Source organism: Bradyrhizobium sp. AZCC 1678, assembly GCF_036924765.1.
In the GTDB taxonomy this organism is placed as follows: Bacteria; Pseudomonadota; Alphaproteobacteria; order Rhizobiales; family Xanthobacteraceae; genus Bradyrhizobium; species Bradyrhizobium algeriense.
Genome location: NZ_JAZHSE010000001.1, coordinates 4,738,378 through 4,760,321, shown reverse-complemented (window position 1 = coordinate 4,760,321; position 21,944 = coordinate 4,738,378). Strand labels below are relative to the sequence as shown.

General features: G+C 62.7%; 20 protein-coding genes and 1 pseudogene. 16 read left to right on the top strand and 5 right to left on the bottom strand.

The features are described from left to right. Positions 1-150 precede the first annotated feature (150 nt). Entirely contained in the window at positions 151-2,208 is a 2,058-nt protein-coding gene (parE, locus tag V1294_RS22560; RefSeq protein ID WP_334500244.1) for a DNA topoisomerase IV subunit B, read from the bottom strand. A gap of 214 nt (positions 2,209-2,422) precedes the next feature. On the opposite strand from parE, the gene V1294_RS22555 reads away from it, so the two are divergent. The 9 genes and pseudogenes from V1294_RS22555 (at position 2,423) to V1294_RS22515 (ending at position 9,936) form a co-directional block, all read left to right on the top strand. Continuing rightward, positions 2,423-2,866 carry a PEGA domain-containing protein gene (locus tag V1294_RS22555; protein WP_334500243.1) on the top strand — a complete coding sequence of 148 codons (444 nt, stop codon included), beginning with the start codon at positions 2,423-2,425 and terminating at the stop codon, positions 2,864-2,866. A gap of 220 nt (positions 2,867-3,086) precedes the next feature. Further along, positions 3,087-3,617 (top strand): DedA family protein, encoded by a 531-nt coding sequence (locus V1294_RS22550; RefSeq protein ID WP_334500241.1) that lies wholly within the window; start codon positions 3,087-3,089, stop codon positions 3,615-3,617. Positions 3,618-3,812: 195 nt separating this feature from the next. Further along, on the top strand, positions 3,813-4,802 hold the full coding sequence (locus V1294_RS22545) for an MBL fold metallo-hydrolase (protein ID WP_334500240.1): 990 nt from the start codon (positions 3,813-3,815) through the stop codon (positions 4,800-4,802). After that, positions 4,799-5,016: pseudogene (locus tag V1294_RS22540) on the top strand (DedA family protein); the annotation flags it as partial. The gene V1294_RS22545 and the pseudogene V1294_RS22540, both read left to right, overlap by 4 nt. A gap of 204 nt (positions 5,017-5,220) precedes the next feature. After that, the gene (locus V1294_RS22535) at positions 5,221-6,210 is read left to right on the top strand and encodes an MBL fold metallo-hydrolase (protein ID WP_334500239.1); all 990 of its coding nucleotides are present in this window, start codon (positions 5,221-5,223) and stop codon (positions 6,208-6,210) included. Between the two features lie 269 nt (positions 6,211-6,479). Then, a complete protein-coding gene (locus V1294_RS22530; protein ID WP_334480509.1) occupies positions 6,480-7,166 on the top strand; it encodes an FMN-binding negative transcriptional regulator in 687 nt (228 codons plus the stop codon). Beyond that, positions 7,163-8,155: an N-acetyl-gamma-glutamyl-phosphate reductase gene (argC, locus tag V1294_RS22525; RefSeq protein WP_334500237.1), complete on the top strand. Its 993-nt coding sequence runs from the start codon at positions 7,163-7,165 to the stop codon at positions 8,153-8,155. Before V1294_RS22530 ends, argC (V1294_RS22525) begins: the two co-directional genes overlap by 4 nt. 123 nt (positions 8,156-8,278) lie before the next feature. Continuing rightward, positions 8,279-9,328, top strand: coding sequence for an N-acetyl-gamma-glutamyl-phosphate reductase (argC, locus tag V1294_RS22520; RefSeq protein WP_334480512.1), 1,050 nt, complete (start codon positions 8,279-8,281; stop codon positions 9,326-9,328). A gap of 14 nt (positions 9,329-9,342) precedes the next feature. After that, positions 9,343-9,936, top strand: coding sequence for a class I SAM-dependent methyltransferase (locus tag V1294_RS22515; RefSeq protein WP_334500234.1), 594 nt, complete (start codon positions 9,343-9,345; stop codon positions 9,934-9,936). Between the two features lie 11 nt (positions 9,937-9,947). On the opposite strand, the gene V1294_RS22510 is transcribed toward V1294_RS22515, so the two are convergent. Further along, positions 9,948-10,346, bottom strand: coding sequence for an MAPEG family protein (locus V1294_RS22510; protein WP_334480515.1), 399 nt, complete (start codon positions 10,344-10,346; stop codon positions 9,948-9,950). A gap of 70 nt (positions 10,347-10,416) precedes the next feature. Continuing rightward, positions 10,417-12,222, bottom strand: a complete 1,806-nt coding sequence (locus V1294_RS22505) for a PHA/PHB synthase family protein (protein ID WP_334500232.1) — start codon at positions 12,220-12,222, stop codon at positions 10,417-10,419. Positions 12,223-12,515: 293 nt separating this feature from the next. Here V1294_RS22505 and V1294_RS22500 point away from each other — a divergent pair, with 293 nt between their 5' ends. From V1294_RS22500 to V1294_RS22480, 5 genes are all read left to right on the top strand, one after another. After that, positions 12,516-12,809, top strand: coding sequence for a hypothetical protein (locus V1294_RS22500; protein WP_108522482.1), 294 nt, complete (start codon positions 12,516-12,518; stop codon positions 12,807-12,809). A 288-nt stretch (positions 12,810-13,097) separates the two neighbouring features. Further along, positions 13,098-14,318, top strand: coding sequence for an LL-diaminopimelate aminotransferase (locus V1294_RS22495; RefSeq protein WP_334480520.1), 1,221 nt, complete (start codon positions 13,098-13,100; stop codon positions 14,316-14,318). Between the two features lie 27 nt (positions 14,319-14,345). Next, positions 14,346-15,665, top strand: coding sequence for a homoserine dehydrogenase (locus V1294_RS22490; protein WP_334500229.1), 1,320 nt, complete (start codon positions 14,346-14,348; stop codon positions 15,663-15,665). A 75-nt stretch (positions 15,666-15,740) separates the two neighbouring features. Further along, on the top strand, positions 15,741-16,742 hold the full coding sequence (gene glpX, locus V1294_RS22485) for a class II fructose-bisphosphatase (RefSeq protein WP_334500226.1): 1,002 nt from the start codon (positions 15,741-15,743) through the stop codon (positions 16,740-16,742). A gap of 140 nt (positions 16,743-16,882) precedes the next feature. Next, positions 16,883-17,602 (top strand): haloacid dehalogenase type II, encoded by a 720-nt coding sequence (locus tag V1294_RS22480; protein WP_334480524.1) that lies wholly within the window; start codon positions 16,883-16,885, stop codon positions 17,600-17,602. Here V1294_RS22480 and V1294_RS22475 read toward each other — a convergent pair. After that, positions 17,599-18,315 carry an IS5 family transposase gene (locus tag V1294_RS22475; protein ID WP_334500223.1) on the bottom strand — a complete coding sequence of 239 codons (717 nt, stop codon included), beginning with the start codon at positions 18,313-18,315 and terminating at the stop codon, positions 17,599-17,601. The two genes, V1294_RS22480 and V1294_RS22475, sit on opposite strands and share 4 nt — an antisense overlap. A gap of 159 nt (positions 18,316-18,474) precedes the next feature. Next, a complete protein-coding gene (locus tag V1294_RS22470; RefSeq protein WP_334500221.1) occupies positions 18,475-19,434 on the bottom strand; it encodes a helix-turn-helix transcriptional regulator in 960 nt (319 codons plus the stop codon). A gap of 170 nt (positions 19,435-19,604) precedes the next feature. Here V1294_RS22470 and modA point away from each other — a divergent pair, with 170 nt between their 5' ends. Both modA and V1294_RS22460 read left to right on the top strand, forming a co-directional pair. After that, positions 19,605-20,429, top strand: coding sequence for a molybdate ABC transporter substrate-binding protein (gene modA / locus V1294_RS22465; RefSeq protein WP_334500219.1), 825 nt, complete (start codon positions 19,605-19,607; stop codon positions 20,427-20,429). A gap of 259 nt (positions 20,430-20,688) precedes the next feature. After that, on the top strand, positions 20,689-21,645 hold the full coding sequence (locus tag V1294_RS22460; protein ID WP_334500217.1) for a Bug family tripartite tricarboxylate transporter substrate binding protein: 957 nt from the start codon (positions 20,689-20,691) through the stop codon (positions 21,643-21,645). The last annotated feature ends 299 nt before the right edge of the window (positions 21,646-21,944 follow it).

Here is a 21,944-nt window from a genome sequence, read left to right as displayed (position 1 = left end):
CTATACGCAGTTCAGCCCAAAAAGCTGTTGCGGGAGGAACACAGCCACCGGAAAACGAATGACCGGAAAATGCCCCGAAAACGCGCAAATTCGGGCGCTAGCCGGCCAAAAGTCCCGGAAATCGTCCGAAAGTCGTCTCTCAGGGTGAAATCAGACATCCAGCAGGTCGTCGCTGGCGAATTCCGCCTTGTCGGAGATGAAGGCGAACCGGGCCTCGGCCTTGGTTCCCATCAGCCGCTCGACCGAATCGGCGGTGCCTTCGCGGTCGTCGGCCAGCAGCACCACGCGGAGCAGGGTGCGTTTGGCCGGATCCATGGTGGTTTCCTTGAGCTGCGCCGACATCATCTCGCCAAGCCCTTTGAAGCGGCTGACGTCGACCTTGGCATTGGCGTTGAACTCGCTCTTTAGAAGCGCGTCCTTGTGGGCGTCGTTGCGGGCGTAGATCGTCTTGCTGCCGTGGGTCAGCTTGTAGAGCGGCGGCACCGCCAGGTAGAGGTGCCCCTCGTCGATCAACCGCGGCGTGAGCCTGTAGAAGAACGTGATCAAGAGCGAGGCGATATGCGCGCCGTCGACGTCGGCGTCGGTCATGATGATGATGCGCGAATAGCGCAAATCCTCTTCGCGATAATGCGCAAGCGTGCCACAGCCGATCGCCTGCATCAGGTCGGAGAGCTGGGCGTTGGCGGTGAGCTTGTCCTTGCCGGCGGATGCAACGTTTAGGATTTTTCCGCGCAAGGGGAGTATCGCTTGCGTCTTGCGGTCGCGCGCGTGCTTGGCGGTGCCGCCCGCCGAGTCGCCCTCGACGATGAACAGTTCGGAGCCTTCCGCGGCCGTATTGGTGCAGTCCGTAAGCTTGCCGGGCAGGCGCAGTTTTTTCACCGCAGTCTTGCGCGAGATTTCCTTTTCGGCGCGGCGGCGCAGCCGTTCGTCGGCGCGCTCGATGACGAAATCCAGCAGCTTGTTGGCCTGCAGCGGATTGCCCGACAGCCAGTGGTCGAACGGATCCTTGATCGCCTGTTCGACGATCTTCTGGGCTTCCGCGGTGGCAAGGCGGTCCTTGGTCTGGCCCTGGAATTCCGGCTCGCGCACGAACACGGACAACATCACGGCAGCGCCCACCATGACGTCTTCCGAGGTGATGGGCGCGGCGCGCTTGCCCTGGCCGATGCGCTCGGCGTGGTCCTTCAGGCCGCGCAGCATCGCGCTGCGCATGCCGGATTCATGGGTGCCGCCGTCGGGCGTCGGCACCGTGTTGCAGTAGGAGGAGAGGAAGCCGTCGGCGTCTGCCGTCCAGGCGACCGCCCATTCGCAGGCGCCGTGGGCGCCGTTGCGTCCCGATTTGCCGGAGAAGATATCCGGATGCACCAGCGTGTCGGCGTGAATGGCGGCGCCGAGATAGTCTTTCAGGCCACCGGGGAAGTGGAAGCTATCCTCGGCCGGCACATCCTCGATGCCCTTCAACAGCGCGGGATCGCAGCGCCAGCGGATCTCGACGCCGCCGAACAGATAGGCTTTCGAGCGCGTCATCTTGAACAGGCGCTGCGGCTTGAAGGTGGCCTTGGCGCCGAAGATGTCGGTGTCGGGCTTGAAGCGGATGCGGGTGCCGCGGCGGTTGTTGATCTTGCCGAGGTCTTCGAGCTTGCCCTTGGGATGGCCGCGCTCGAAACTCATCCGATAGAGCTTTTGGCTGCGCGCGACTTCGACCTCGAGACGCGAGGACAGCGCGTTGACCACGGAGACGCCGACGCCGTGCAGGCCGCCCGAGGTCTCATAGACCTTGGAGTCGAACTTGCCGCCGGAATGCAGCGTGCACATGATGACTTCGAGCGCGGACTTCTTCGGAAATTTCGGATGCGGATCGACCGGGATGCCGCGGCCGTTATCGGTGACGGTCAGAAATCCGTCGGCGCTCAATTCCACCTCGATGAACGAGGCATGCCCGGCCAGGGCTTCGTCCATGGCGTTGTCGATGACTTCGGCGAACAGGTGATGCAGCGCCTTTTCGTCGGTGCCGCCGATATACATGCCGGGGCGCCGGCGTACCGGCTCCAATCCTTCCAGCACCTCGATGTCGGCCGCGGTGTAGCCGGCCTCGGCGCTGGTCGCTCGCGAGGCGGCGGCGCGGGCCGGGGCCCGGCCCTTCGGTTCCGCTCCAAACAGGTCGTTGGCAGATTTGGTTTTCGCAGCTGATTTCAATGGTTTGGACATGGCTCTTTGTGTGTTGCACGCGGCGCGGCGTGCCGAATCGGTTACGCTGACTATGCCATGGATGGGCTCAAAAAGTGACGGCCGGGCTGGAAAACCCGGGGCCCGGAGGTTCACGGCCGGACCAAGCGGTTAACAATATCTCAATGCCAGCGAGGGTCCCCCCTTGCGTTCGCGTTAGGGTTGCCCGAATGTTTTGGCGGGCGGGGGGCTGTAAATGATCATCAGAGTATTGCTGGCTGCTGCAATCGCGGCGCCGTGTGTCGGCTGCGCGTCCGTGACGCGGGGAACGACCGAGAATATCTCCATTTCGAGCACACCGGCGGGCGCGACGGCTGAGATTACCGGGCTAGAGATTCCAACAACTTGCGTTACTCCGTGCGTGGTTCAGGCAAAGCGCAACGCCGACATCACCGTCACTGTGAACAAGGAAGGATATGAGCCCCAGATCATTCCGCTGACCAAGGAAATCCCCGGTAGTGGTGCAGCCGGTTTCGCGGGCAATGTTCTTCTCGGCGGCCTGGTCGGGATGGGCGTCGACGCCGCCACCGGCGCCGCAATGGATCACAAGCCGAATCCGGTCATCGTGACCCTGCAACCGGTCGCGCCGCAGGCCCGCCGGCCACGGCCGCCAAGACGGACGCCGCCGCCCCAGAGCTGACCGGATTCGAGGTGCCGGGGGCAGGTCCAAAGGCCTTGGCACCAGGTCTTGCCGGGATACGGAGCGCGGTGCCGTCCCGGGCCGGGGGCAGGCCGCCTGTAATCACATCCCGTGCCCGCCTTTGTGACTTGATGTCGCGGAAGGGGCTGGCTTACCTGTTCTTCCCGGCGGAACCGGTAGAAGGGTTCAAAGACAGGAATCGGGGCGGAAAGGGCTCGGAATGGATGATTATGTGCGTGCTCTGGCTGATTTCGTGCGCGACAATCAGGCCTGGGCCGTCCCAATCGTCCTGTTGCTGGCGTTCGGCGAATCGCTCGCCTTCATCTCGCTGCTGGTGCCGGCGTGGGGCGCGCTGGTCGCGATCGGCGCGCTGATCGGCGTCAGCGGCATCAGCTTCTGGCCGGTCTGGCTGGCCGGCGGCCTCGGCGCGGCGCTGGGCGACTGGGTCTCCTACTGGTTCGGCTACCGCTACAAGGAGCACGTCGCCGAGATGTGGCCGCTGTCGCGCTATCCCGAGATCCTGCCGCGCGGTGAGGCGTTCGTGAAAAAATGGGGCGTGCCCTCGATCTTCATCGGCCGGTTCTTCGGGCCGTTGCGCGCCTCGGTGCCGCTCGCCGCCGGCATTTTCGAGATGTCCTACTGGCCGTTCCAGATCGCCAATTTCATTTCGGCGCTGATCTGGTCGGCCGTTCTGCTGCTGGTCGGTGACGTGATGGGCAAGCTCGCCGAATGGCTGTGGCGGGCGGCCTAGACAAGCTGGAATAGACTGATGATAGGGGTGTTAGCCCCAACATACGCAGAGCCGACCATCTTCGCATTTCCGTCGCTTGGCCGTCGTCGCGCTATCGCAGAAACGTTTGATAGATTCTGCGGCAACCGAACCAAGGGCACGCATCGGCGGGGATCCCGCCGCCTCACTCATCGTCTCAACTGAAAGAACATCTCCATGGAATTGACACGTCGTCACGCACTCGCCGGCGCCGCAGCGCTCGCCGCCATGCCGCTCTTGCCGCAAGCGCCCGCCAGGGCGGTTGCCCCTGTGGCGGACAAGCAGGCGCCGAGCTTCTACCGCTACAAGGTGGGCGATGCTCAGGTGACGGCGATTTCGGATGGCGTCAACAACTTTGCGCTGTCTGACACCTTCGTGCTCAACGCCAAGAAGGACGAAGTCAACGCGGCGCTCGAAAAGGCCTTCTTGCCGAAGGACAGGATGTCGATCCAGTTCGCGCCGCTGGTGATCAACACCGGCGGCAAGCTGGTCGTGGTCGATACCGGCAACGGCGCCGCCGCCTTTGCATCGAGCAAGGGTAATGTCGGGCAGTTCGGCGCCAACATGGTCGCCGCGGGCTTCGACCCCAAGGCGGTCGACATCGTCGTGATCTCGCACTTCCACGGCGACCACATCAACGGCCTTTTGACCGCCGAGAACACGCCTGCTTTCCCCAATGCCGAAGTGCTGGTGCCGGCGGCGGAATGGAAATACTTCATGGATGAGGGCGAGATGAGCCGAGCGCCCGAGGGGCGGATGCAGAACAATTTCAAGAACGCCCGCCGCGTGTTCGAGGCCGGGCTCAAGAACAAGGTGACGCCCTATGAGTGGGGCACGGAAATCGCTCCCGGACTGACGGCGGTGGAAACCATCGGCCACACGCCCGGCCACACCTCCCACATTCTCGCATCCGGCTCGGACAAGGTGTTCATCCAGTCCGACGTCACCAACGTCCCGGCGCTGTTTGTCACCAATCCGGGCTGGCACCAGCAGTTCGACCAGGATCCGGTTTTGGCGGAAAAGACCCGCCGCCGGGTCTACGACATGCTGGTCGCCGACAAGATGCGGGTCCAGGGCTTCCACTATCCGTTCCCGGCCAATGGCTTTGTCGAGAAGGACGGCAACGGTTACCGGCTGATCCCCGCGCCGTGGAGTCCGGTGATCTGACACCCGGCGAGGCGTTCGTGAAAAAGGGGGCGTGCGCTCGATCTTCATCGGCCGGTTCTTCGGGCCGCTGCGGGCTTCGGTGCCGCTCGCGGCCGGCATTTTCGAGATGTCCTACTGGCCGTTCCAGATCGCCAATTCCATCTCGGCGCTGGTCTGGTCGGCGGCCTTGCTGCTGTTCGGCGACGTGATGGGCAAGTTCGCCGAATGGCTGTGATGGGCGGCGTAGGACAGGCTGGAATAAGCTGATGACAGGGGTGTTAGCCCCAACATACGTAGATCGGAGCCATCTTGGCACGGCCGTCGCGTAGCCGTCGTCGCGCTATCGCAGAATCATTGATAGTTCTAGGCAACCAAGGACACGGCTAGAAGCGGAAGAATCTCGCGAACCGCATTCATCGTCTTACTGGGAGAACTTCACATGGAATTGACACGTCGTCACGCTCTCGCCGGAGCTGCGGCTCTGGCCGCTTCGCCCTTGCTGCCTTCTGTGCTCGCCAACGCCGCCGCGCCGATGGCCGACAAGCAGGCGCCGAGTTTCTATCGCTACAAGGTGGGTGACGTGCAGGTGACCGTCATTTCCGACGGCGTGAATACGTTCGCGCTCGGCGACAGCTTCGTCCTCAACGCGAAGAAGGACGAGGTCGCCGCGGCGCTCGAGAAAGCCTACATGCCAAAGGACAAGGTCAGCATCCAGTTCGGGCCGCTGGTCATCAATTCCGGCGGCAAGCTGATCGTCCTCGACACCGGTAACGGTCCGGGCGCGTTTGCATCCAGCAAGGGCGCTGTCGGCCAATTCGCCACCAACATGGCCGCGGCCGGCTTCGATCCGAAGAACGTCGACATGGTGGTGATCTCGCATTTCCATGGCGACCATATCAACGGTCTGCTCAACGCCGAAGGTGCGCCCGCGTTCGCCAACGCCGAAGTGCTGGTGCCGTCCGTCGAGTGGAAATACTTCATGGACGATGGCGAAATGGCCAAGCAGACCAGCGAGCGCATGCAGGGTGTGTTCAAGAACGCACGACGCGTGTTGGAGGCCGGGCTCAAGAAGAAGGTGACGCCTTATGAGTGGGGCAAGGAAGTAGCTCCCGGCCTGCTCGCGGTCGAGACCGCCGGCCACACGCCGGGCCATACCTCCTACGTGCTGTCGTCTGGCTCGGGCAAGGTGTTCATCCAGTCCGACGTCACTAACATTCCCTACCTGTTTGCGGCCAATCCCGGCTGGCACGCCTTCTTCGACCAGGACGCCGCCATGGCCGAAACGGCCCGCCGCAAGACCTATGACATGTTGGTGGCGGACAAGCTCCAGGTGCAGGGCTTCCACTACCCGTTCCCGGGGCTCGGCAACGTCGAGAAGGACGGCAACGGCTACCGGGTGATCCCCGCACCGTGGAATCCGGTGATCTGACCTAGGGCGTCATTCCGGGTTCGCCCGCTTCGCGTGCGCCCGGGAATGACGTGGAAAAACTTGACGCCAGGCGGGCGCGGCCTTATAGCCGCGCCCATGACTATCGCCGCGACCATGACCATCGCTCGCCGCCGCCGCATTATCGCGGTATGGGCGGACGTCTGCGTTTGAGATCGTCGCCCCTGCCGCCGGATCGGGTCCCGCGGCTTCTTCCTTTTCCAGAAAACGCGGTCTGAACTGGCGGCTCCTACGTCAAGCAGGAGTTTGAGATGTATACGCCTCCACCGTTCAAGTCCGACCGCACCGCGAGCCTCGCGTTCGCGGAAGCGCGCGGCTTTGGCCTGGCTTGTGCGTGGGACGGCAACAAGCCCGTCGCTTCGTCGCTGCCGTTCTATCTGACCTCGGCCAATGACGGCACGCCGCGCGCGTTGTTTCACGTCGCGCGTCACAATCCGCTGGTAAAGCTGGCGGACGGGAAGGCGTCGTGGCTGCTGGCCGTGACGGGCGCGGACGCCTATGTGTCGCCGGACTGGTACCTCTCGCCGGACCAGGTGCCGACGTGGCTCTATCAGGCGGTGCACCTGACCGGCCCGGTGCGTGTCTTGTCCGACGACGAACTCGCCGTGCAGATCGACACGCTGAGCGCCAAGTTCGAACAGCGGCTGCTGCCGAAAAAGCCGTGGCTGTCGTCGAAGATGACCGCCGGGCGGCTGGAAGCGATGAAGAAAGCGATCGTGGGCATGGAGATGACGGTTGAAGAAGTGGAGGGCAGCTTCAAGCTGAACCAGCACAAATCCGAGACCGACTATGCAGCGGTAGCAGGGTCGCTGGCCGCGCAGGCCGATGCCGGCGCGCAGCAGATCGCGCATTTGATGAAAGAGGCGCGGCCCAACGCGTTTGCAAACCAAGGGGCCTTTGCCGACGAAACGAACCAGCTCGAAAGGAGCGTGCCATGACCCTCACCGACAGCCAGCAGCCCAAGGTCACCGGCAAGACCGCCGGCGCCGCGACCAAGCCCGCCGTGTTCGTTGACGGCGCATCCGGAACGACGGGGCTCGGCATTCAGGAGCGCCTTCGGCTGCACAACGACGTCGTCGTAAAAAGCGTCGCCGAGGAGAAGCGCAAGGATGCGGGCGCCAAGCGGGCGCTGATGGAGGAGGTGGATCTCGTCATCCTCTGTCTGCCTGACGATGCCGCCAAGGAAACCGTTGCTTTGATCGACAGCATGGGCGCCTCGGCGCCCAAGGTGCTCGACGCGTCGACGGCGTTTCGGGTAGCCAGCGACTGGGCTTACGGCTTTCCCGAACTCACGCCTGACCAGGCCGACAAAATCCGGGCCGCGCGCAAGGTCTCCAATCCCGGCTGCTATCCGACCGGCGGCATTGCGCTGCTGCGGCCGCTGGTCGATGCGGGGCTCGTGCCTGCGGACTATCCCGTCACCATCAACGCGGTGAGCGGCTATTCGGGCGGCGGCAAGTCGATGATCGCAAGTTTCGAGGATGGCAGTGCGCCGTCCTTCGAATTGTATGGCCTCGGCTTCGAGCACAAGCATCTGCCGGAGACGCAGCTCTACTCAAAACTGACGCGGCGGCCGATCTTCGTGCCATCGGTCGGCAATTTTCGGCAGGGCATGCTGGTCTCGGTGCCGCTGCATCTCGACACGCTTCCCGGCAAGCCCAGCGGAGCCGACCTGCATGCCGCGCTGGCCAAGCGCTACGCCGGCAGCACCTATGTCTCGGCGATGCCGCTCGAGAACGCGGCGACCAAGGGCGGCCGGATCGAGCCCGAGGCACTCAACGAGACCAACAGACTGGAGCTTTACGTCTTTGCCAGCGAGAAACATCGTCAGGCAGTGCTGGTCGCGCGGCTCGACAATCTGGGCAAGGGCGCGTCGGGCGCAGCCGTGCAAAACATGCGGCTGATGCTGGGACTTGCCGGTAAGTAGCTGATCGGGCGTTGCTGCGAGGCGAGCCCGGTGGACGAAGCGACGCTGCAATCCTTCCGCGGCAAGACGATCAAAAGACGCTTGCAAATGATGCCTGCAAATGACGCCTGAAAGGAACGCGTGATGAGCTCGAAGAAGAAGGTCGGCATTCTCGGTGCATCCGGCTACACCGGAGCCGACGCGGTGCGCCTGCTGGCGCGGCATCCGAATGCCGAGATCACGGCTCTGACAGCCAATACCCACGCCGGCAAGGCCATGGGCGACGTGTTTCCGCACTTCTTCATGCTGGATCTGCCGAAGCTGGTCGAATGGGAGAAAGTCGACTGGACCAGCCTCGACGCAGTGTTCTGCGGGTTGCCGCACGGCACCACGCAGGAGATCATCGCCGCCGTCCTCAAGGACAACCCGAAGATCAAGGTTCTCGACATGTCGGCCGACTTCCGGCTGCGCAACAAGGACACCTATGCGCAATGGTACGGCCACGAGCACCGGGCGCTCGAACTGCAGGGCGAAGCCGTGTACGGCCTCACCGAGCTTTACCGGGAGAAGATCACTTCCGCACGGCTGGTCGCTTGTCCCGGCTGCTATCCGACGGCTGCGCTGCTCGCGCTGGTGCCGCTGGCAAAGGCAAAACTGATCGACGTCGACGACATCGTCATCGACGCAAAATCGGGTGTTACCGGCGCCGGGCGCGGATTGAAGCAGAACACGCTGTTCAGCGAGGCGGGCGAGGGGCTGTCGCCCTATTCGGTCGGCACCCATCGGCACGCGCCTGAGATCGAGCAGGAGATCGGCGTCGCCGCAGGCTCGGCGGTGACGATCAACTTCACGCCGCATCTGATCCCGATGGCGCGCGGCGAACTCTGCACGTCCTACGTCAAGCTCAACGGCGCGACGCCGGACGATCTGCGGACCGCGCTGGAGAAGGCTTACGCCAACGAACCCTTCGTGCATGTGGCCAGGAAGGGCGTGCTGCCGCAGACCCAGAACGTGCGCGGCTCGAACTATGTGCAGATCGGCGTCATCGCCGACCGCATCAAGAACCGGGCGATCGTGATTTCCACGCTCGACAATCTGGTGAAGGGCTCGGCCGGTCAGGCGATCCAGAACATGAACCTGATGTTCGGGCTGCCCGAGACCGCGGGGCTGGAGCAGATCGCACTGTTCCCGTGACAGGAGGTGCCGCAGTGGACGAAGCGACGCTGCGATTTTACCGCAGCAATGCCGAGGCCTACGCCAAGCGCACGTTCACCTCGCGCCAGGCGCGGCTGATGGCGTTTCTGGCGCAGCTTCCGCCCGGTGCTTGCATCCTCGAACTTGGATGTGGCGCCGGCGGCGACACGGCGGAAATGCTGGCGCGCGGGTTCGATGTGCGCGCGACGGACGGGTCGCCGGAAATGGCTACCGTCGCGTCAAAGCATCTCGGCCGCCCCGTCGAGACGCTGCTGTTTCATGAACTCGACGAGATCGAGGCCTATGACGCCGTCTGGGCCAATGCCTGCCTGCTTCATGTTCCGAGGACGGAGCTCGCGGATGTTCTGGCGAGAATCTGGCGCGCGCTGAAGGCCGAGGGCGTCTTCTACGCCAGTTACAAGGAAGGCGATGGCGACGGCCGCGATACGCTCGATCGCTACTACAATTATCCCTCGCCCGAATGGCTGCGTGCGACCTACGCCGTGGCGGGGAACTGGAACGCGTTGTCGATCGAAAGCGGCGAGGTCATGGGATTCGACGACAAAGTGGCATCGATGCTGTTTGTCGTCGCGCGCAAAGGCGGCTGAGCTTTAGCCGCTCACACCACCTTGAAGATCGCCAGCGCCAGCGCGGCCTGCGCCAGGAAACCGACGGTGAAGGCCAGCGTGCGGAACACCGGCAGGCCGAGCGTGTAAACGATAAGGTGCGCGACGCGGGACCAGAAATACACGGCGCAGGCCATCACGGTCCATTTGTCGGAATAGTCGATGGCGTTGAGGATCAGGACCAGCGGCGCGAAGATAACGAGGTTCTCGACCGCGTTGTCGTGCGCGAACATCAGCCGGTTGGCCCAGTCGGCGTGCGGCTTGTCGTTGCGCGAGGGGTTGGCCATGGCGCCGGAAAGGCCGCGCACCTGACAGCGATTGATGATGTAGGGGATCCACAACAACCCGGTCAAAATCACGGTCAGAGTGAGCCAGAACAATTCACGCGTCATTGGTTTCCCCTCAAACGATTTCGAATCCCGGCGCGGGACGGCTGATTATAGCGAACCGCCTGCCTCGGCGCTATGCGCGGACTTTGACGTAGCTGCCGGGCGCGTCCTCGATCGGGGGCAGTTCCTCGGAGCCGACGGGGCGCGCGGGCACCTGCTCGGCGTCCAGGCTCTCCAGCCATTGCCGCCAGTCGGGCCACCACGAACCCTTGTGTTCGGTCGCGTTCTTCAGCCAGTCGGCGAGGGTGACATCCCTGATGTTGTCGTTGGTCCAGTACTGGTACTTGCCAGCCTCCGGCGGGTTAACTACGCCTGCGATGTGGCCTGACCCAGACAGCACGTACTTCACCGGGCCGCCGAAGAACTGCGAGCCGTAGAGCACCGAGTCCGCCGGCGCGATGTGATCCTCTTTGGTCGCCAGATTGTAGACGGGCACCTTGACCTTCGACAGGTCGAGCAGCGTGTTGTCGAGCACCATGCTGCCGGAGGAGAGCCGGTTTTCCAGATAGCAGTTGCGCAGGTAATAGGAATGGTTGGCGGCCGGCATCCGCGTGGCGTCGGAATTCCAGTGCAGCAGGTCGAACGAGGAGGGCGCCTGTCCCTTCAGATAGTTGCTGACGACATACGACCAGATCAGGTCGTTGGAGCGCAGCATGTTGAAGGCCATCGCCATCCTGCTGCCTTCGAGCACGCCGGCCGCCTGCATGTCGCGCTCGAGCGCCGAGATCTGGTCTTCATCGACGAACACGAGGAGATCGCCGGCATGGGTGAAGTCGACCTGCGCCGCAAAGAACGTCGCCGAGGTGACGCGCTGGCGCCGCTTCTCGGCGAGCCAGGCCAGCGTCGAGGCAAGCAGCGTGCCGCCGACGCAGTAGCCTACGGTATGGACCTTCATCTCGCCCGTCACCTTTTCGATGATGTCCATCGCGGTGAGCGGGCCTTCCTTCATGTAGTCGTCGAAGGTTTTCTTGCCGAGTTCCTTGTCGGGGTTGACCCACGAGATCACGAACACGGTGATGCCCTGGTCGACGCACCATTTGATGTAGGATTTTTCCGGCTTGAGATCGAGAATGTAGAACTTGTTGATCCAGGGCGGCACGATCAGGAGCGGCGTGCGCAGCACTGTCTCGGTGGTCGGCGTGTACTGGATCAGCTGCATCAGCTCGTTCTGGAAGATCACCTTGCCCGGCGTCGTCGCCATGTTGACGCCGACGACAAGGTTCGTCGGGTCGGACTGGCGGATACGAAGCGTGCCGCGGCCGGCTTCGATATCCTCGGTGAGCATCTTCATGCCGCGCACGAGATTGTCGCCGTTCGAGGCCAGCGTCTCGCGCAGCACTTCGGGATTGGTGAGAATGAAATTCGATGGCGCGATCGCGTTGGTGATCTGCTGGACGTAGAACTCGGCCTTCTTGCGCGTGTGCGGATCGACGCCTTCGGCGTTCTTCACCAGTTCCTGCGCCCATTGCGCGGTGAGCAGATAGAGCTGCAGCACGAAATCGAAGAACTGGTTCGATTTCCACTCCGGATCCTTGAAGCGCTTGTCGCGCGGCGACGGCTCGATCGTCGGCTTGGCCGCTTCGCCGGCCATGCGGCGCGCGGCCTGGCCCCAGAGATCGAGATAGGCCTTGCCCATCCGGGTCTGCAGGTCTTCGGCGCGTTGCGTGTCCGTCAGCCAGTATTCAGCCACCTTGGTGAAGGTCTTGATGACCTCACCGATCTCGCTCGGCGGCTTGTCCTTCGGTTCCCCGTCCTCGCGCGGCCTGAGATAGGCCGCGAGCGCCTGACCGCTCGTCTCCATCGCCTTGGCGATGTTCATGGCGAAGGCTTCGGCGTTGAAGGTCTTCAAACCTTGGGTTTCGGTGTTGACGTCGCTCATATCAAGGACACTATAACTTCATTTCGCGTTCGTCACCGCGTCGATTGACGGCGAGAGGGTTGGGGTTAACCCTGTTGCACTGCGATAAAGTTTGCGTGTTCACACATGTTGCACACATTGCAGCCGCACCGATCACATTTGCTCTTTTGGCTTTAATCGTTTCGGGCGACAATGGTTTGAACGGTTCTAGCGAAATCAACGCAGCGGGACGATTCTGCGTTGCAAAGCTCGTACCAGCGCATAGATGCCATCGCGATGCGGGGGTGCGCAGGTAGTTGGGGATTTCCGGACGGATGCCGGCAGATCGAACGATAAGGCTGTGGTCGATTGCCGCGCTGTTTGCGTCGGCATTCGCGCTTGGCGGCTGCTCGACGCAGATCGCGGATATGCCGGCCCTTGGCGTGCCGGCAGACGCGCCCGAGCGTCCGAAGGAAGCCGGTGGCTATCTACCGGTGCATGACCTGCCGCCGGACCGCAACGAGGAGGCGATCAAGCCGGCCGAGCTGGCCAAAATTCAGTCAGATTTGACAGCCGCCCGCGACCGTCAGGCGACGGCTTCCACCCCGGCAAAACCAGCCAAGAAGTGAGGGGCTCGTCGGTTTGACGCGCTATCCTGGCGCATTCTCCTGGCGCGAACCGGCCAAACCCGGACCAGTCTGGGGCTGCTTGAAAACGCCATAAAAACTGGCGCTGCCGGGCTCCCGTGGTAAAAGAACCCAATTCAACCGCATTGCGGGTCCAGAGCTCAAAGGATCTCGCGCCTGAATTCGCTCTAAATCATTGATTGAGCGCGACTTCTGACCGAAGCCCGATCGGTTTCGATAGCCGCGAAGGTTCCCCGATTCTGTCCTGCCGGTTGTCGGAGCAAGGGTCCCATGGAAGATTTTTATCGCATCCGCCGTCTGCCGCCTTACGTGTTCGAGAAGGTCAACCAGGCCAAGGCGGCCGCGCGCAATGCCGGGGCCGACATCATCGACATGGGCATGGGTAATCCGGACCTGCCGACGCCGCCCCATGTGCTGGAGAAACTGAAGGAGACGCTCGGCAAGCCGCGGACCGACCGCTACTCGGCCTCACGCGGCATCAACGGCCTGCGCAAGGCGCAAGCCGCCTATTATGGGCGGCGGTTCGGCGTGAAACTCAATCCGGACACCCAGGTCGTGGCAACCCTCGGCTCGAAGGAAGGTTTCGCCAACGTGGCGCAGGCGATCACCGCGCCCGGCGACGTCGTGCTGTGCCCCAATCCGAGCTATCCTATACATGCCTTCGGCTTCCTGATGGCGGGCGGCGTGATCCGCTCGGTGCCCTCGGAACCGACGCCGCAATTCTTCGAGGCGGTGGAACGCGCGATCATCCACTCGATCCCGAAGCCGATCGCGCTGATCGTCTGCTATCCCTCCAATCCGACCGCCTATGTCGCCGACCTCGATTTCTACAGGGATCTGGTGGCATTCGCGAAGAAGCACGAGATCTTCATCCTGTCGGATCTGGCCTATGCCGAAGTCTATTTCGACGACGACAATCCGCCGCCCTCGGTGTTGCAGGTTCCCGGCGCGATGGACGTCACCGTCGAGTTCACGTCGATGTCGAAGACGTTCTCTATGGCGGGCTGGCGCATGGGCTTTGCCGTCGGCAACGAGCGGATCATCGCGGCGCTGGCGCGGGTGAAATCCTATCTCGACTACGGCGCGTTCACCCCCATTCAAGTCGCCGCCACCGCCGCGCTGAACGGGCCGGACGATTGCATCAAGGAAATGCGCGACACCTACCGCAAGCGCCGCGACGCGCTGGTCGAATCGTTTGGCCGGGCGGGCTGGGAGATTCCGCCGCCGCAGGCCTCGATGTTCGCCTGGGCGCCGCTGCCCAAGACCTTCGAGGGCGTCGGCAGCATGCAGTTCGCGACCCTGATGGTGGAGAAATCCGGCGTGGTGGTTTCGCCCGGCGTCGCCTTCGGCGAGCATGGCGAGGGCTATGTCCGCATCGCCATGGTGGAAAACGAGCAACGTATCCGCCAGGCGGCCCGCGGGGTGCGCCGCTTCCTTGAAAGCGGCATTGAAACGTTGCACAACGTGGTTCCTCTCGCCAACCGGCGCTAATTCCTTTTATTGCAGGTTCTCTCATTCATGGTCGCACCCCTGAAAGTGGGTATCGCGGGGCTCGGCACTGTTGGCGCCGAAGTCGTCCGCCTCATCGAAGAGCAGTCGCGGACGCTGTCCGAGCGCAGCGGACGCGGCGTGCGCGTCGTTGCCGTCACGGCGCGCTCGAAGGCAAAGAAGCGCTCGCTCGATCTACGCGGCGTCGACTGGGCCAAAAGCCCGCTGGCGCTGGCCTCTGACCCCAACATCGATTGCTTTGTCGAACTGATGGGCGGCTCCGGCGAGCCGGCGCTGTCGGCGATCGAGGCCGCTCTGAAGTCCGGCAAGTCGGTGGTGACCGCCAACAAGGCGCTGATCGCCAAGCACGGAATTCGGCTGGCCAAGGCTGCGGAGAAGCATGGCGGCGCGCTCAACTACGAGGCCGCCGTTGGCGCGGCCATTCCCGTCATCAAGACCCTTCGTGAAGGGCTTGCCGGTACCGGCGTCAACCGCGTCTACGGCATCCTCAACGGCACCTGCAATTACATCCTGACCCGGATGGAGCAGGAGGGTCTGTCATTTGCCGAATGTCTGAAGGACGCGCAGCGGCTCGGCTATGCCGAAGCCAATCCGTCCTTCGACGTCGACGGCCACGACACCGCGCAGAAGCTTGCGATCCTGGCGAGCCTCGCCTTCGGCACCAAGGTGGCGCAGAGCGCGGTCTATGTCGAAGGCATCTCCTCGATCGCGCCGGAAGATTTGCGCGCGGCTGAGGAACTGGGCTACCGCGTCAAACTGCTTGGCGTGGCGGTGCGGACCGCCAAGGGCATCGAGCAGCGCGTGCATCCGACCATGGTGCCTAAATCATCCTCGATTGCGCAGGTGATGGGTGTTACAAACGCGGTGACTATCGACGGCGAGGGTATCCCGCCGATCACGCTGGTGGGGCCTGGCGCCGGAGGCAGTGCCACCGCTTCCGCCGTCGTTGCCGACATCGCCGATGTGGCGCGCGGTATTCGCGCAAGGCCGTTCGGACGTCCCGTGGAGCGGTTGCGCGACACCACCAAGGCGCCGATGGAGCGCCATGAGGGCGGCTACTACATCCGCCTGATGGCGCGCGATCTCGCCGGCACCGCCGCCACCATCGCCACCCGCCTCGCCGAACAGAAGATTTCACTGGAATCGATCGTGCAGCGTCATCCCGAAGGTGTAGACCTGAATGGCGCCACGAAAAAAGCGTCACCGGTTCCGGTCATCCTGATTACCTACGCAACCTCCGAGGATGCGGTGTACCGTGCGCTAGAGGCGGTACAGCGCGATAAGGTGATCAGCGGCCGGCCGCAGGTGATACGAATCGAGAAAAACTAGCGCGCGATTTGCATGAGTTGCGCGTTGAACGATAGATCGGGCCGGGGCCCCGTGCAGGTTTAAAGGAGTGAGCCGATGTCGACCCATATTTCCGTTCCGCCGCAGCTATTGCTCGAGCGCATTCTCACGCTCGAGATCGTGCGGGTGACGGAACGCGCGGCTGTTTCGGCAGCGCGGTTGCGCGGCCACGGCCAGGAGAAGGCCGCCGACCAGGCGGCCGTGGACGCAATGCGTCGCGAACTCAACAAGCTGCCGATCGAAGGCACCGTCGTGATCGGCGAGGGCGAGCGCGACGAGGCGCCGATGCTGTTCATCGGCGAGAAGGTCGGGCTCAACGCCGGCCCCCAGGTCGATATCGCCGTCGACCCGCTGGAAGGCACCACGCTCTGTGCCAAGAACATGCCGGGCGCGATCGCGACCATGGCGATGGCCGATGGCGGCACGCTGCTGCACGCACCCGACGTCTATATGGAGAAACTCGCGATCGGCCCGGGCTACACCAAGGGCGTGGTCGAGCTCGACGCATCGCCTGCCGACAATGTTCGCCGGCTCGCCAAGGCCAAAGGCGTCGAGCCTGGCGCGATCACGGTGCTGGTACTCGACCGCCCGCGCCACGCCGATATCATCGCCAGCATCCGCTCGACCGGCGCCGCGGTGCGGCTGATCACCGACGGCGACGTGGCGGGCGTGATCCATTGTGCCGATCCTGATAACACCGGCGTCGACATGTATATCGGCACCGGCGGCGCGCCCGAGGGCGTGCTGGCCGCGGCGGCGCTGCGTTGCATCGGCGGCCAGATGCAGTGCCGGCTGATCCTCGACAGCGAGGAGAAGCGCGAGCGCGCGCACAAGATGGGCGTGACCGATCCGAAGATGATCTACGGCATCGAGGACATGGTGCGCGGCGACTGTCTGTTCGCGGCAACCGGCGTCACCACGGGTTCGCTGCTCACGGGCGTCAAATTCCGCAAGGATGACGTGATCGAGACCGAAACGGTGGTGATGCGCTCGGTGACGGGCACGGTGCGCTACATCAAGGCCGAGCACCGGCAGTTGGATAAATTCCATTTGGATTGAGGAGGGTGCCTCCTCGTCATTCCGGGATGGTGCGCCAGCACCAGACCTCAGCAATTGCGCACCGGGGAATCTCGAGATTCCGGGTTCGATGCTCCGCATCGCCCCGGAATGACGACAAGAAAAACAAGGGGAGGGCTCGTATGTCCGACGTATCAGCGGTGAAGGCGCTGGTGTTTGACGTGTTCGGCACCGTCGTCGACTGGCGCACCAGCCTCATCAACGATTTCACCAAATGGTCGGAAACCTCCGGCATCGAGGCCGACTGGACCGCGTTGGTCGATGGCTGGCGTGCGGTCTACTCCGCCTCGATGGACGAGGTGCGCAAGCATCCCGAACGCGGCTATCAGATCCTGGATACGCTGCACCGGCAATCGCTGGAAAAACTGGTCGCGCAGTTTTCAATTCAAGGCTTGAGCGACGCCGATCTGCACTACCTGACGATGGGCTGGCACCGCCTGCATCCCTGGCCCGACAGCGTGCCGGGGCTGACGCGGCTGAAAAAGAAATACATCATCTCGCCGCTCTCCAACGGCAATGTCGCGCTGCTGACCAACATGGCCAAGTTCGCCGGCCTCCCGTGGGACCTCATCATGTCCGCGGAATTGTTCGAGCATTACAAGCCCGATCCGGAAACCTATCTCGGCGCCGCCAAATTGCTGTGCCTGCCGCCGGGTGAGGTGATGATGGTCGCTGCGCACAACAACGATCTGAAGGCCGCGCAGAAGCTCGGCCTCAAGACCGCCTTCGTCGCGCGTCCCACCGAATACGGCCCGCATCAGAAATATGACTTCGAGGCGAAAGGCGACTGGGACATCGTCGCCAAGGATTTTGGCGGCATCGCCGACCGGTTGGGGTGCTAGGACGCGGACTCATTAACGCGCAGCCATAGTCTGATCGAAGCGAGTTGAACGAACGCAAGGTAGTTCGCGGCGAGCCTGTCGTAGCGCGTTGCAACCCGGCGGCAGTGCTTGATCTTGTTGAAGAAGCGCTCGACCAAGTTCCGAGCACGGTAGAGATGCGGGCTGAAGCAGATCGGCTCGCTTCGATTGCGCCGCGGTGGGATGTTGGCCCAGGCGCCCTTCTTGGCGGCAAGTGCTCTGATCCAATCTGCATCATAACCTCGGTCGGCCAACAGCAGCGTTTTCGACTTCAGGCGAGACAGGAGTTTGTAGGCAAGCCGATTATCGTGCGCCTCACCGGCCGTCAGCGCGAGCCGGACCGGCAGGCCGTTGGTATCGACCAGCGCATGAATCTTGCTGGTCAATCCACCTCGTGACCGTCCCATCGACTGTTTCCGATTCCGGGTGATGCACGCCCCATGTTGATGTACGCGAACAATAGACGTGTCGATCATCTGCACCGCGGCATCATGGGCGCCGGCCAGTGCGCTCATGAGCTTGGCCCTTACGCCCGCCCGTCGCCAGCGGACGAACCGATTGTAGCAGGTCGTGTATGGACCGAAGTTGACTGGAAGGTCGCGCCACGGTGCTCCAGATCGCAAGACCCAGAAGATGCCATTGAGAACACGCCGGTCATTCACCCGTGGCACGCCGCGCGGCTTATTCGGCAGCATCGGCTTAATGGCAACGGACCTTCAATTTTGCCGCCACGTCCCAGCTCGCTTTTGGGGTGAAGCGGACATGCGAATAATTCGCAATGTTGAGAATGACCCACGGGAGACATCGAACGGAAAAGGTGGTTGTCCTGGAAGTACGGCGAGGACACTCGATGTTCAGATATCCTGGCGATCAATTGCCGCTCGGATTTCGGACGGGGGTGAGCCGTAGAAACGTTTGAATGTGCGATTGAAATAGGACAGGTCCCCAAAGCCGGACTGGAATGCAATCCACGCAACATTCCGGTCGGCCCACCGCCGATCGGTTAACATGCGGTGCGCGCGCACGAGCCGGCGGGCAAGAACGAATTCCGAAAAGGAAGTTCCTTCGCCTTCGAACAGTTTGCGGATGTAGCTGTCTGATATCCTCTGGCGCTTCGCAACCGCAGCCGGCGAAAGATCGCCGTGGGCGAGGTGAGCCTCGATGTCACTCTTGATGGCGCGCAGCCGAGCCGCGCGGATGCCGCGACCCTCGGCGACGGCGGTCGCATCCCTGGTTGCGCCCAGAGTGACAGCGACGAGATCACAAAGTTGGGTCGCCAACAGTTGCCGCACGTCCGGCGCGCCGAGCATCGGATCATCGAACAACGCGTCGGCGTAAGCTTTCAACAGGTTCAACATGCCCGTGCCGCGTGGAATTGGGCGCAGAACGGCATCATCGATGTCGCGCACCAGCGGGCGCAGCGACGCACGGGGCAGTCGGATGACGCGATGGTCAACAAGCGCTGGTCTTTTAATCGTCCGTCCGGCCGAATAGCTCAGCAGCATGGCGTCGCCATCTCGCAGGGTCGTCTCCCCGCGGCGGCTCACCACCGTGCTGAGCCCGCTTACGTTTAGATGAAAGCTGAAATCGTCGTTTCCGTCACCGCTATCGCGATGCGCATGCACATGTTGCACACCCCGCACGGTTCCGGATAGCAGGCCAAGCTCGGGCAGTTTGCGGGTACCGAAGTCGATATCGCAGACAAGGTCCGGAATTGGTTCGAACGTTACCCAGGTCAAGCCTTGGTCGTGGAGGGTTCGCACGGCATCGCCGTGTGCTTTTACACGCAAGGCATCTACGGTAGGGTGGGCCATCTCGTGTTGCCTCGTCCCGCTCTCCCTCGCCGATCTTCAGCGGAGGCACTTCGCCGAGCGTAGCAATCAGCACGGAGTCCCGTCCAGTCCCAGTGGTGTTCCCGCCCAATCCAAGCCAGCCAGACGTGAAAACGCTATGCTCGCAGGCTTGCAAATGGATGGAGCAGACCGTGAAAAACCTCGTTAGCCATCTCGCAGGACAAGAGTACGGCCCTGGCACCCCCTCTCGGCGAAAATCACTACATCTGCTCGCCGCAAAATTCGGGTTCATCGCGCTGTTAGCGCAAGGCGTCGCGGCGAACGCTGCTGAAGTCAAGGTCTTGGCCGGTGCCGTGATGCCCGGAGTATTCGCGGAGCTTGGCCCTCAATTTGAGCGAGCCACGGGACACAAGATCGTAGCCCAGTACGGACCGGGGGCGGCTTTAAGACAACAAATCGAGGCTGGTGAGGCATTCGACCTGGCTATCATCGCTTCCGAACGAGTGGATGATCTTATCAAGCAAGGCAAGATTGCTGGTGATAGCCGTATGGACATCGTCCGGGTCGGCATAGGCGTGGCTGTACGCGAAGGTGCCCCCAAGCCCGACATCAGTTCGGTCGACGCTTTCAAGCGCATGCTGCTCAGCGTGAAGTCAATCACTTACGGACCAGTAGACGCGACCGGCGAGCATTTTCTCAAGCTGCTCGATCGCCTTGGGATCGCTGATCAGGTGAAGGGCAAGCTCGTGCCAAGTGGCCCCGACCGCATTGCGCAGGTCGTCGCCGCGGGAGAAGCTGACCTAGCAATTGGCGCTGGCCCTGTGCTGGCGTCCGCCAAGAATGTGCAGTTTGTCGGTCTGTTCCCGGCCGAGCTGCAGAACTGGTTCGTCAACACTGCAGGCGTCAGTGCCACTGCCAGGCAACCGGACGCCGCCGGGGCGCTGATCAAGCATCTTACGACACCAGAGGCCGCAGCAGTCATCAGGGCGAAAGGCATGGAGCCCCCCGGTCGGTGATGACTCTTGGGGGGCGCTCTTCGTGCGGGCCCCGAATTTTGTCGATTCGTCCTTCATCGACGAGTTGGAGAAAAGCGGGTTCATCCAAAGGCTCTATACTGGCACCGCCAAGCCTTGAAGCGGGGCGTCCACTCCCCTCGGCCATATCGACTGATCGGCAGAGAAGTCCCGCGCCCGGCGCCTACATCACGGCGCCCATCACTGTCGTTGCCTTCGCAGGGCGGGCGGTCGTAGAATTCCGGTTCAAATGCGCTGTGGGATGCAAATCGTTTTGGCAGTGGTCCTCGTCACCTGCGGCGCCGCTCGCGCTCAGGACTGGCCGACGAGGCCAATCACGCTGGTCGTTCCATATCCAGCCGGAGGGCCGACCGATGCGGTCGGGCGCTTGTTCGCACAGCAAATGAGCGAGAGTTTAGGTCGTCCAATCGTCGTTGAGAACGTCTCCGGAGCCGGTGGCACAACCGGCGCCAGTCGCGTGGCGCAGGCAGCGTCCGACGGCTATCGGGCTCTCTTCATCGGCAGCGCAATGACCTACAGCCAGCTTCTCTACAAGAAGCCGCTCTTTAACTCAGTCACCGACTTCGCTCCGGTAGCTCTGCTGACGCGCCAGCCACTGGTGCTGATTGCGCCCAAGGATTTGCCGGCCGAGAGTTTGCAGGAATTCACTCGCCACTTGAAAGCAAACAAGACTGTGAGCTTCGGTTCTGCCGGCGCTGGCTCCTCGTCGCATTTGGGCTGCGTCATGCTCAACCTTGCAATCGGCGCGGAGGTCACGCACGTGCCCTATCGCGGTGTTGCGCCGGCGATGCAGGACATGATTGCCGGCCGCATCGACTACATCTGTAACCTGATCCAAGACGTGATACCGCACGTCAAAAGCGGCACGGCCAAGGCGATCGCCAACCTCTCGCGATCGCGCTCGCCGATGCTCCCCGATCTGGCGACTGCAGATGAGCAGGGCCTCGCCGGTTTCGACGTCGCTGATTGGTACGGGCTCTTCTTGCCAAAAGACACTCCGCCATCGATCGTGCAGAAGCTCCGCGACGTAGCGGCCGCGGCGCTGGATACGCCATCGTTCCGCGACCGATTGAACGGTCTCGGTGTCGAAGTTGTTGCCTCAGAGCATCGCAACCCGGAATACTTGGCTCGCTTTCTCAAAGACGAGATCGCCAAATGGACTGCCCCGATCAAAGCGACCGGCATCACCCTGGAATAATGGGCGCCTGACTTCAGGCCCCTGGCAAACCGCCCATGGCCCTTCGCGTCATATCGCCGTAGCGCAATATCTCGGTCGTTTTTAGGGGCGAAGCGGACATGACGAATTTATGAGTACGCGCCCTAGTTCTTACTACGTGGCCCGGACGTAGGATGGGTGGAGCGAAGCGATACCCATCATCTTCGCACACACTGCAGCACGTAGGATTGGTTGAGCCCTTGCGAGACCCATCACCTTTGCGGACCGCGGCTGATGGGTATCGCTTCGCTCCACCCATCCTACGAGCTGAGACCGTCCTG

Bases quoted from the DNA above. Each gene is read 5' to 3' on its own strand.
- parE (WP_334500244.1), bottom strand. From the start codon at position 2,208: ATGTCCAAACCATTGAAATCAGCTGCGAAAACCAAATCTGCCAACGAC.
- V1294_RS22555 (WP_334500243.1), top strand. From the start codon at position 2,423: ATGATCATCAGAGTATTGCTGGCTGCTGCAATCGCGGCGCCGTGTGTC.
- V1294_RS22550 (WP_334500241.1), top strand. From the start codon at position 3,087: ATGGATGATTATGTGCGTGCTCTGGCTGATTTCGTGCGCGACAATCAG.
- V1294_RS22545 (WP_334500240.1), top strand. From the start codon at position 3,813: ATGGAATTGACACGTCGTCACGCACTCGCCGGCGCCGCAGCGCTCGCC.
- V1294_RS22535 (WP_334500239.1), top strand. From the start codon at position 5,221: ATGGAATTGACACGTCGTCACGCTCTCGCCGGAGCTGCGGCTCTGGCC.
- V1294_RS22530 (WP_334480509.1), top strand. From the start codon at position 6,480: ATGTATACGCCTCCACCGTTCAAGTCCGACCGCACCGCGAGCCTCGCG.
- argC (WP_334500237.1), top strand. From the start codon at position 7,163: ATGACCCTCACCGACAGCCAGCAGCCCAAGGTCACCGGCAAGACCGCC.
- argC (WP_334480512.1), top strand. From the start codon at position 8,279: ATGAGCTCGAAGAAGAAGGTCGGCATTCTCGGTGCATCCGGCTACACC.
- V1294_RS22510 (WP_334480515.1), bottom strand. From the start codon at position 10,346: ATGACGCGTGAATTGTTCTGGCTCACTCTGACCGTGATTTTGACCGGG.
- V1294_RS22505 (WP_334500232.1), bottom strand. From the start codon at position 12,222: ATGAGCGACGTCAACACCGAAACCCAAGGTTTGAAGACCTTCAACGCC.
- V1294_RS22500 (WP_108522482.1), top strand. From the start codon at position 12,516: ATGCCGGCAGATCGAACGATAAGGCTGTGGTCGATTGCCGCGCTGTTT.
- V1294_RS22495 (WP_334480520.1), top strand. From the start codon at position 13,098: ATGGAAGATTTTTATCGCATCCGCCGTCTGCCGCCTTACGTGTTCGAG.
- V1294_RS22490 (WP_334500229.1), top strand. From the start codon at position 14,346: ATGGTCGCACCCCTGAAAGTGGGTATCGCGGGGCTCGGCACTGTTGGC.
- glpX (WP_334500226.1), top strand. From the start codon at position 15,741: ATGTCGACCCATATTTCCGTTCCGCCGCAGCTATTGCTCGAGCGCATT.
- V1294_RS22480 (WP_334480524.1), top strand. From the start codon at position 16,883: ATGTCCGACGTATCAGCGGTGAAGGCGCTGGTGTTTGACGTGTTCGGC.
- V1294_RS22475 (WP_334500223.1), bottom strand. From the start codon at position 18,315: ATGCTGCCGAATAAGCCGCGCGGCGTGCCACGGGTGAATGACCGGCGT.
- V1294_RS22470 (WP_334500221.1), bottom strand. From the start codon at position 19,434: ATGGCCCACCCTACCGTAGATGCCTTGCGTGTAAAAGCACACGGCGAT.
- V1294_RS22460 (WP_334500217.1), top strand. From the start codon at position 20,689: ATGCAAATCGTTTTGGCAGTGGTCCTCGTCACCTGCGGCGCCGCTCGC.